Here is a 9076-nt window from a genome sequence, read left to right as displayed (position 1 = left end):
GCGCTGGTGGGGCTGGCGACCGGCCGGGTGCCGGGGTTCGCGCTGGGCGCGGGCGGTGAGACGGCGCTGGCGCGGGTACGGCGGATGCTCACCCCGCACGAGCCGCTGGCGCGGCGCGAGCGCCTGACGGGGCTGGCGGCGGTGGCGGCGCTGCTCGCGGCGGCGGTGGCGGCGGTGGCGGCGGCGGGGCTGGCGTCGTTCCTGGCCCACCACTGCCACTCCTTCTTCGCCTGACTCTCCCGCACAGCCCCGCCTCGGCCACCACGTGCGGGGTTCAGCGGGTGCGGTCGTAGATCATGGCCAGTTCGCCCATGCTGCCGGCCTCCTGGTGAGTGAGCGCCCACTTCGTGGCCGGGAGGCCGTCTTCGAACAGCCGCCGCCCGCCGCCGGCGATCTCCGGGAAGATCATGAGGTACAGGCGGTCGATCAGGTCGGCCCTGAGGAGCGGCTTGATGACGCCGGCGCTGCTGTTGACGAGGATGTCGCCCGTACCTGTGGCCTTGAGGTCGGCGACGACCTCCTCGGCGGGGGCGCTCACCACGCGGGTACGCTCCCACGGGGCTTCGGTCAGCGTGGTCGAGAAGACCACCTTCTCGGTGTCCACCAGCCACTTCGCGTAGCCGCGGTCACGCGGGTCGGCGTCCGGGGAGTCGGCGAGCGGCGCCCAGTAGCCCATGAATCCCTCGGCGTTGACGCGGCTGAGAACCGCCGTCGTCGCCCCCTCCCAGACCTGGGACATGTGGTTCCGCGCGACCTCGCTGGTCACGTAGGGCGCGAAGGCCGCGAAGTCTCCAGGGCCGCCGGGGCCGCTGTAGCGCCCGTCGATGGTCAGGCTCAGGTTCGCGGTCACCCTGCGGACGGTCGAGTCGGTCATTTCATGCTCCTTGAATCGGTGTCGTGCGGAGGGTCTCCGTGAGCTTGTCGAGGCTCTGGCCGAAGCCGATCTCGATGCCCGCGACGAAGTCCGCCGAGTCCACGGTGCTGTCCGTGACCCGGAACCGGACGTCGAGGTCGGTGCCCGTGTCGGTGGGCCGGAGGTCGTAGTCGACGTGGGCGGTGAAGGCGAGAGCGCCGCCGGGAAGCAGCGGCGACAGCCGGTACGCCAGGCGTTCCCCGGCCCGTACGTCGTCGACGACCCCCTCGGCCCGCCCGGCGACCGGATCCGAGTCGTTCACGTCCTCGACATCGCGGTACTCGTGGACGATCCGCCCACCCGGCCGAGCCTCGAAGACCAGCTCGGAGACGCGAAGGTCGTCGGGCGACCACCACCTGGCGAGCAGTTCGGCCTCGGTCAGATGACGCCACACCAGCTCGGGCCGGGCCGCCAGCGACCGGGAGAAGGTGAACGAACGACCGTCCGCCCACCCCGCCCGCTCCGCGGCGAGCCGTTCGGTCTCGACGCTGACGCCGTAGCGGTCGAAGGTCTCACGCGGGCCACCGGCCTGGTCGGCGGTGTCGGCGAGCCGGCCGAGGACGGCCGCCAGGTCGCGCAACGGACCGGACTGGAGGGCGTAGACGCGGCGCTGCCCGGTGCGGTGGGAGGTGACGATGCCCGCGCGTTCGAGCGTCTGCAGGTGTTTGGTCGTCTGCGGCTGGCGCGCCTCGGCGAGCGACGCGAGTACGCCGACCGGCCGAGGTCGCTCGGCCAGCAGGCTCACGAGCCGCCATCGGGCCGGATCGGCCAGCGCGGCGAGGAGTGCTTCCATGAGAAGAAGTATGCTCTATGACGAATATTCGCGTCAACGAATAAATCGAGGTCAACCGTAGTCGCCACCAGCGCTCGGACACGGCGACCACCAGCCCACCGGGACGCCGTCGGCGAGCCTGCCGACACGGTGAACGCCTATGACGGAGCGTCGTCACGGCGAGGAGTGGCGCGCCCGAGTGGCGTGGCGGCGCGGAGGGCGGGCGCGGCGGCGGGAGGCGGTGGGGCGGCCTGCCGTAATAGCGGAGAAGGGACGGTGAGCCCCCGAAGGGGGCGACGACGCGGCCGGTCAGTCTGCGACAGGGTGGTGAGATGTGGTCGGTCAGGTGAAAGCGGCGGTGCGGGCGCGGAGGTGCGCCGCCGAGACTCCCGGAGCCGCCTCCACCAGCGTCAGCCCCTCCCGCGTGATGTCGAACACGCCCAGGTCGGTGATCACGCGGTCCACGCACGCGCGCCCGGTCAGCGGCAGCGTGCACTCCTCCACCAGCTTCGGCCGTCCGTCCTTCGTCAGGTGCTCCATCAGCACGAGCACCCGCCGCGCTCCGTGCACCAGGTCCATCGCCCCGCCCATGCCCTTGACGAGGCTGCCGGGCACCGCCCAGTTCGCCAGGTCGCCGCGCACCGACACCTGCATCGCCCCCAGCACCGCCACGTCGATGTGCCCGCCCCTGATCATGGCGAACGACAGCGCCGAGTCGAAGTACGACGCCCCCGCCGTCACCGTGACCGTCTCCTTGCCCGCGTTGATCAGCTCCGGGTCCACCTCACCGGCCACCGGGTACGGCCCGACCCCCAGGATCCCGTTCTCCGAGTGGATCACGACATCGCGTCCCCCGAGATGCCCGGGGATCAGCGTCGGCAGCCCCACACCCAGGTTGACGTACGAGCCGTCGGGCAGCTCCCGCGCCGCCCTCGCGGCCATCTCAGCCCTGGTCCACACGGGTCGTCATCCTCTCGATCGGCTTGTCCACCGGCCCCGTGACCACCACCCGCTGCACGAACACCCCGGGCAGATGCACCTCGCCCGGATCGAGTTCGCACAGCTCCTCGACCTGGGCGATCGTGACACGTCCCGCCATCGCCACCAGCGGGTTGAAATTCCGCGCCGCCTTGGAGAACACGAGATTTCCGTAAATATCGCCGCGAGCCGCGTGCACCAGCCCGAAGTCCGTCACCATCGCCCGCTCCAGCACGTACGGCACCCCGTCGAACTCCCGCACCTCCCGGGGCGGCGACGCCACCGCCACCCGCCCGTCCGCGTGATACCGCCACGGCAGCCCGCCCTCCTCGACCGCCGTCCCCACACCCGCCCGCGTGTAGAGCGCCGGAATGCCCGACCCACCGGCCCGCAGCCGCTCGGCCAGCGTCCCCTGCGGGATCAGCTCCACCTCCAGTTCCCCCGCGAGGTACTGCCGGGCGAACTCCCGGTTGTTTCCGACGTACGACGCCGTCACCCGCCCGATCCGCCGCGCGGCCAGCAGTTCCCCCAGCCCCTGCCCGTCGAGCCCGCAGTTGTTGGAGACCACGTGCAGCTCCCGGCTGCCGCGCGCGAGGATCGCCCCGATCAGCACCGACGGCACCCCCGCCAGCCCGAACCCGCCGACGGCCAGCGACGCCCCGTCGCCGACGTCCGCGACCGCCGCCCGCGCACTGCCCACGACCTTGTCCATCGCCCCTACCCCACGTAGTTCTCGGCCAGTACGGTCGCCCCCGCCCGCGACGAGGTCACGTAGTCCAGCTCCGCCCGCCGTAACCGCCGCTCGTAGGCGCCGTCCGTGTCGAGCTCGTGCGTCAGCGTCGTCATCCACCACGAGAAGTGCTGCGCCCGCCACACCCTCTCCAGGCACGCCGCCGAGTACCCGTCCAGCAGTTCCGCAGACCCCGTCCCGAAGAAGCGGGCCAGCGCCTCGGTCAGCACCCGCACGTCCGCCACAGCCAGGTTCAGCCCCTTCGCCCCCGTCGGCGGGACGATGTGGGCGGCGTCGCCCGCCAGATACAACCGCCCGTACTGCATGGGCTCGGCGACGAACGAGCGCAGCGACGTGACGATCTTCTCGATGACCGGGCCGGTCCTCAACGTGAACCCCGGCACCGTCTCCAGCCGCAACCGCAGCTCCTTCCAGACCCGCTCGTCCGGCCAGTCCTCGATCCGGTCACCGGCCGCGACCTGGAGGTAGAAGCGGCTCAGCGCCGGGGTGCGCATGCTGTGCAACGCGAACCCGCGCTCGCTGAGCCCGTACACCAGCTCCTCCGCCGACGGCGCCACCTCGGCGAGCACCCCGAGCCAGGCGAACGGGTAGTCGCGCTCGAAGACGGTCAGCACGCCCGCCGGGATCGACGGCCGGGAGACGCCGTGGAAACCGTCGCACCCGGCGATCACCTCGCAGTCGAGCCGCCGCCCGCCGAAGGTCAGGTACGGCCGGTCCTCCAGCCCGTGCACGGCCACGTCCTCGACCTCGAACCGCAGGTCGCCGCCCGCCGCCAGCCGCGCCGCGATGAGGTCCTTGACGATCTCCTGCTGGCCGTACACGGTGACCCGGCGGCCGGGGAGCAGGTCCGCGAAGTCGAGGCGGTGGGCGGCGCCGCCGTACCTGATCTCGACGCCGCCGTGCGGCATGCCCTCGCGCAGCAGCCGCGCGCCGACCCCCGCCGCCACGAGCGTGTCCACCGTGCCCTGTTCCAGCACCCCGGCGCGTACCCGCTGCTCGACGTAGGCGCGGCTGCGCCGTTCGAGGACCACGGAGGAGATGCCGCGCAGGTGGAGCAGATGGGACAGCAGCAGACCCGCTGGGCCCGCGCCGATGATCCCGACCTGGGTTCGCATGGAATGATCATCCAGCTTCGCCGGGGCCGCCTCAACGGTGCCTTCCGCTCAGCGGAAGAACCCGCCAGAATTGCCCGATGGGCGCGACCGTGACGTCGAAGGTGCTCGCCATCCTGGCCGCGTTCGACGCCGACCACCCCCAGCTCACGCTGACCGAGCTGGCCGGGCGCAGCGGACTCGCGCTGAGCACCGCCCACCGGCTGGTCGCCGAACTGGTCGCCGGGCAGGCGCTCGGCCGAGGTCCCGACGGCAGGCTGCGCGTCGGGCCGCGCCTGTGGGAGCTCGGCCAGCTCGCCCCGAGCAGGCTGCGCGACGCGGCCCGGCCGTGGCTGCTGGACCTGTTCGCCGCCACCGGCGAGAACGTGCACCTCGCCGTCCGCGACGGGCTGGAGGTCCTGTACGTCGACAAGGTGCACGGCAGGGGCGCCGTCCCCGTCGTGTCCCGCACCGGCAGCAGACTGCCCATGCACCCGACCGGCGTCGGCAAGGCGCTGCTCGCCCACGAGCCCGCCTGGTTCCTCGACGGCTACCTGGCCCGCAAGCTCGAACGGCCGACCGGCCACACCATCACCGAGCCCGGACGGCTGGCCCGCGAACTGGCCTCGGTACGCGCGCAGGGGTACGCGCTGACGTACGAGGAGATGACCGTCGGCTCCTGCTCGGTCGCGGCGGCGGTGCTGGTGGAGGGCCGCCCGGTCGGCGCGGTCGGCGTGGTGCTGTCCTGCCTGCGCGCCCGCGAGCTGCCCCGCCTGGCCGAGCCGCTGCGCGAGGCGGCGGCGGCCATCGCCGGGCAGCTCTGACTACTCCCCCTCGTACGGTCGCCCCTCGGCCAGCGCCCGCACGTCCGGATGCAGGTCCGGTGCGGCCAGCACGAGATGCCGCAGCGAGTCGAGCAGGGTGACGGGCCGGGTGGCGGCCGCCTTGACCGCCGCCATGTACCGCCAGGCGAGGAGTTCCGCGACGTCGGCGCGGGCGTCCTCGTCCACCCAGGCCGTCGCGACCAACGCCAGCAGCGCCGCCTCGGTGACCCAGTCCTCCGGCCCGTAGGCGAGGTCGATCAGCACCTCCCGCCGCTCCGACTCCCCCCACGGCTGCTCCCGCGCGTGCCAGGCGATGCCGAGGCAGGCCAGGGCCTGCACCTGCCTGATCCAGTACGGCCACGCCACCGCCTGCCCGAACGGCTGCTCCGGCGGATGCACCAGCACCCCGAGCAGGTCGTCGAGCGGTAGCCCGGCCAGTTCCGAAGCCCGCTCGACGGCGGCGGGCAGATGCCGCCACGGCGCCGCCGCCACCCGCGCCACCGCCTCCAGCACCCGCTCGTCCGGCGGCGGCACGGCGGGCGCGGCGACCACGCCGGCGTACGTCCACACCCGCCTGGTCACCTCCTTCACCGGCCCCTTGGCGTACAGCTCCGGCACCGTCAGGCGCGGATCCGGCTCGGGCACGCCGGTGACCTCCACCACGAACCCCGGCACCGCGCGGTGGAAGGCCATGAACGCGCTCGGTGACTCCGGGGCGGAGACCCGCAGCGAGCCGCCGCCGCCCGGCTCGCCCTCCTTCTCCAGCACCTGGAACAACACGTCGATGACCGACTCGGTGGGGCCGCTCTGCCCGGACAGCCACGGCTGGGCGGCACAGTGCTGGGCCAGCACCCGGTCGGCGTGGCCGTTGTCCGGGTGCTCGCGCAGGTGGTCGGCCAGCCGTACCAGGTGGGCGAGGTCGCCGTCGCGCTCGAAGCGCATGCCGCACGCCGTCGGGAACGCGGACTCGTGATCGGGGTCCTCCTCCAGCACCGCCTCGACCCAGCCGAGCCCCTCGTCGGAGCGCCCGGCGGTGTGCAGCAGTTCGCCGAGGTCGGTCCGCAGGTGCAGGTTGTCCGGGTCGTGCGAGAGCGCCCGGCGCATCGCCTGCTCGGCCTCGTCCCACCGTTCGAGGTTGCGGTAGGCGGACCCGGCCGCGATGGCGGCCATATGGGACGGCTGCGCCGCGTAGGCGCGCTCGGCCAGTTCGGCGGCCTCCTCCGCGTGTCCCGCCCGCCTGATCAGCATCGAGCCGATCCAGCCCAGAGTGGGGTCGTCCGGGTGCGCGAGCACGCTGTTCCTGACCAGCTCGACGTACGGCTCCAGGGCCTCCCGCCGCTCCTGCGGAACCGGATCCGGCAGCGCGGGGACCAGCCGGCCGAACAACTCGCCCAGCTCCTGCGCGGGCAGCCGGCCGGGCAGGTCGGGGTCGAGCACCCACGGCACGTGCGCCCAGCGGCCCTCCACCTGGTGGGACTGTACCGAGATCAGCAGTTGCAGCGCCTGCGCGTGCTCGCCCGCGTAGGCCAGCACGTGGGCGCGGGCCACCGCCGTACCCAGGAAGACCTCGTCCCCGAGCGTGAACAGGCCGGGGCCGCCGTCGGGGTGGGCGGCGAGCTTGGCGAGCAGTTCGTGCGCCTCGGGCAGGACCGGGTCGTAGGCGAGCGCCCCCGCCACGTGGTCGGCGGCGTGGGAGAGGTCGCCGCCCTCCCACGCCATGCGCGCGAGAGCGAGTTCGCCTTCGGCCTGCAGGCGCGGGTCACCGACGCCTTCGTACTCCTCGGACATCGCTTGCTTCCTTGATCGGGTTCCCCACCTTCCCATACGTACCCGGACGAAGCGACCGATTCATCCCTGGGCGGCGGTACGCAGTGCCCGGTACAGCAGGCGAGCGTCGCCCAGATGGTGGCGCAGCAGCTTCTCCAGGCCGCCGATCGGCACCAGGTTCTGCGGGGCGCGCGGATCCTTGTAGTCGACGCCCGCGAGCGGCAGCAGCGCCAGCGTCACCTCGTCGGCGAGGCGGACCACGTCCTCAGCGGCGAGTTCCGCGCTCGCCTCGCAGCGCGCCACCCCCGCCCACGGGGTCGCCGAGCGCACCGGCAGGCGCACGTACCAGGCGTGCCGCCGCCAGCTCGTACCCATCAGGAAGACCGGCGTGCGCTCGCCCGGCGCGAGCTCCGACACCACCGCCGCCTGCGGCGCGGGCAGGTAGGCGGTGTGGTGGGTCTTGATGTAGCCGACCGTCGCGGGCAGGTGGGAGCGGCCGCGCAGCGGCCCGTCGACCAGCAGCAGGTCGTCGCTGTCCGCGCGGTACCTGACCGCGACGTCCACCTCCAGCTGCGTCACCTGGCGCTGGAGCGCCAGCGACAGCTCCTCCATGCTCGGCCCCGCCGCCTGCCTCGGCGCGTAGGTGGCGTGCGGGGTCTTCACCTCCGGCGTGTACGGCGAAGCGCTGATCAGCGTCCGCCCGATCTCGACGGCCGCCAGGTCGGCGCCGCCGGGACCGCACCTGACCATCCCGGCTGCGTAGGAGGCGGCGATGCCGGGCACCGGCATCGGGTCGTCGTCCGAGCGGACCCAGACGCGGGCGTCGATACGCCGCACCCCGTCGGCCACCAGCAGCGACTTCGGCGCCTCGCCGCGCGGCCGCACCGGCCCCCACTCCATGGGCCCGGCCTCGATGTCGAGCACCAGCTCCGCGCTGGTGGCGCCGAGTTCGGCCAGCGCCTCGACGGCCAGCGCGGCGGCGTAGCCCGGATCCCACGGATCGACGCTGAAGTCCGTCACGAGAGCACCCTCCGCAGGTGCGAGCCGGTCGTGTCACGGCTGACCGCGAACCGCACCGGCACCCGCTCGGCCAGCGCCGGGACGTGGGTGACGACGCCGACCATGCGCTCCTGCCCGGAGGCGAGCCGTTCGAGGGTGGTGGCGACCGTGTCGAGCGTCGCCGGGTCGAGCGTGCCGAAGCCCTCGTCCAGGAAGATCGAGTCGAGGCCCCTGGCGACCGTGCCGGACAGCGCCAGGGCCAGCGCGAGCGCCGCCTGGAAGGTCTCGCCACCCGACAGCGTGCGCGCGCTGCGCCGCATCCCGGCCTCGGCGTGGTCGATGACCTCGATGTCGCTCTTGTCGCTCAGCGCCAGTTCGTACTGGCCGTCCGACAGCTCGTGCAGCGTGTCGGACGCGGTGGCCACCAGCACCGCCAGCGCCTCCGCGCACAGCCACCGCTCGAAGGCGTTGGCCCGCAGCCGCAGCGTCAGCTCGTGGGCGACCTTGGTCTGCTGGTCGCGCTCGGCGATCTGCTCGTCGAGCCGCGCCGCCTGCGCTCTGTCCTCTCTGACCCGCTCCAGCGTCGTCTCCGCGCGGGCGAGCGCCGCCGCCACGGCCGCGCCGACCTGGTCGGGGTCGGGGCGGCCCGGGACGGCGACGCCGTGCTCGGCCAGACGGGCGGCCAGCCGGTCCTGGTCCTGCTCGCGCTGCCGCTCCAGGTCGGCGAGGGCGACTTCGGTCTCGTCGAGGACGGCCCGCGTCGCGGTGCCCGCCTGGTTGCGCCAGGCGATGAGGTCGGTCCACGCCTGGTGCAGGTCGGCCCGATCGACGGGCGGGGGCGCCTCGACGTGGGCGGCCAGGCGCAGCAGGCGGTCGCGGGCGCTCTCCAGCGCCCGCCAGGCGTCGTCGGCCTGCCTCGCCGCCTGCGCGGCCTGCGCCCGCGCCCGATCGAGGCGGCCCCGGCAGCCGCGCACGGCCGCG

General features: G+C 73.5%; 10 protein-coding genes. 2 read left to right on the top strand and 8 right to left on the bottom strand.

All coding sequences use genetic code 11. The annotated features are described in order from the left end of the window. Window positions 1-234: hypothetical protein (locus tag ABD120_RS35000; protein ID WP_343954622.1), on the top strand; the 234-nt coding region annotated here is incomplete at its 5' end. A 40-nt stretch (window positions 235-274) separates the two neighbouring features. Here the strand turns inward: ABD120_RS35000 and ABD120_RS34995 are convergent. The 5 genes from ABD120_RS34995 to ABD120_RS34975 all read right to left on the bottom strand — a co-directional run bounded on the left by ABD120_RS34995 (window position 275) and on the right by ABD120_RS34975 (window position 4529). After that, on the bottom strand, window positions 275-874 hold the full coding sequence (locus ABD120_RS34995) for a dihydrofolate reductase family protein (protein ID WP_343954621.1): 600 nt from the start codon (window positions 872-874) through the stop codon (window positions 275-277). A 1-nt stretch (window position 875) separates the two neighbouring features. Then, the gene (locus ABD120_RS34990; protein WP_343954620.1) at window positions 876-1706 is read right to left on the bottom strand and encodes a metalloregulator ArsR/SmtB family transcription factor; all 831 of its coding nucleotides are present in this window, start codon (window positions 1704-1706) and stop codon (window positions 876-878) included. A 321-nt stretch (window positions 1707-2027) separates the two neighbouring features. Further along, entirely contained in the window at window positions 2028-2645 is a 618-nt protein-coding gene (locus ABD120_RS34985) for a 3-oxoacid CoA-transferase subunit B (protein ID WP_425564088.1), read from the bottom strand. After that, the gene (locus tag ABD120_RS34980) at window positions 2629-3375 is read right to left on the bottom strand and encodes a CoA transferase subunit A (RefSeq protein WP_343954619.1); all 747 of its coding nucleotides are present in this window, start codon (window positions 3373-3375) and stop codon (window positions 2629-2631) included. The genes ABD120_RS34985 and ABD120_RS34980 overlap by 17 nt, the downstream gene beginning before the upstream one ends. Window positions 3376-3380: 5 nt before the next feature. Beyond that, a complete protein-coding gene (locus ABD120_RS34975) occupies window positions 3381-4529 on the bottom strand; it encodes a 4-hydroxybenzoate 3-monooxygenase (protein ID WP_343954618.1) in 1149 nt (382 codons plus the stop codon). A gap of 77 nt (window positions 4530-4606) precedes the next feature. On the opposite strand from ABD120_RS34975, the gene ABD120_RS34970 reads away from it, so the two are divergent. Beyond that, complete coding sequence (locus ABD120_RS34970) at window positions 4607-5329, top strand: IclR family transcriptional regulator (protein ID WP_343954617.1); 723 nt, start codon at window positions 4607-4609, stop codon at window positions 5327-5329. Here ABD120_RS34970 and ABD120_RS34965 read toward each other — a convergent pair whose 3' ends face one another. The 3 genes from ABD120_RS34965 to ABD120_RS34955 all read right to left on the bottom strand — a co-directional run. Beyond that, the gene (locus tag ABD120_RS34965) at window positions 5330-7117 is read right to left on the bottom strand and encodes a tetratricopeptide repeat protein (RefSeq protein ID WP_343954616.1); all 1788 of its coding nucleotides are present in this window, start codon (window positions 7115-7117) and stop codon (window positions 5330-5332) included. A 60-nt stretch (window positions 7118-7177) separates the two neighbouring features. Beyond that, entirely contained in the window at window positions 7178-8116 is a 939-nt protein-coding gene (locus ABD120_RS34960) for a hypothetical protein (protein ID WP_343954614.1), read from the bottom strand. After that, on the bottom strand, window positions 8113-9076 hold a 964-nt coding region (locus ABD120_RS34955), incomplete at its 5' end, for an SbcC/MukB-like Walker B domain-containing protein (protein WP_343954612.1). The genes ABD120_RS34955 and ABD120_RS34960, both read right to left, overlap by 4 nt.

The sequence above is a fragment of the Nonomuraea longicatena genome (assembly GCF_039525605.1).
GTDB classification, from domain to species: Bacteria; Actinomycetota; Actinomycetes; order Streptosporangiales; family Streptosporangiaceae; genus Nonomuraea; species Nonomuraea longicatena.
The sequence above is the reverse complement of the archived record's forward strand: the minus strand, read 5'-3'. Positions and strand labels throughout refer to the sequence as shown.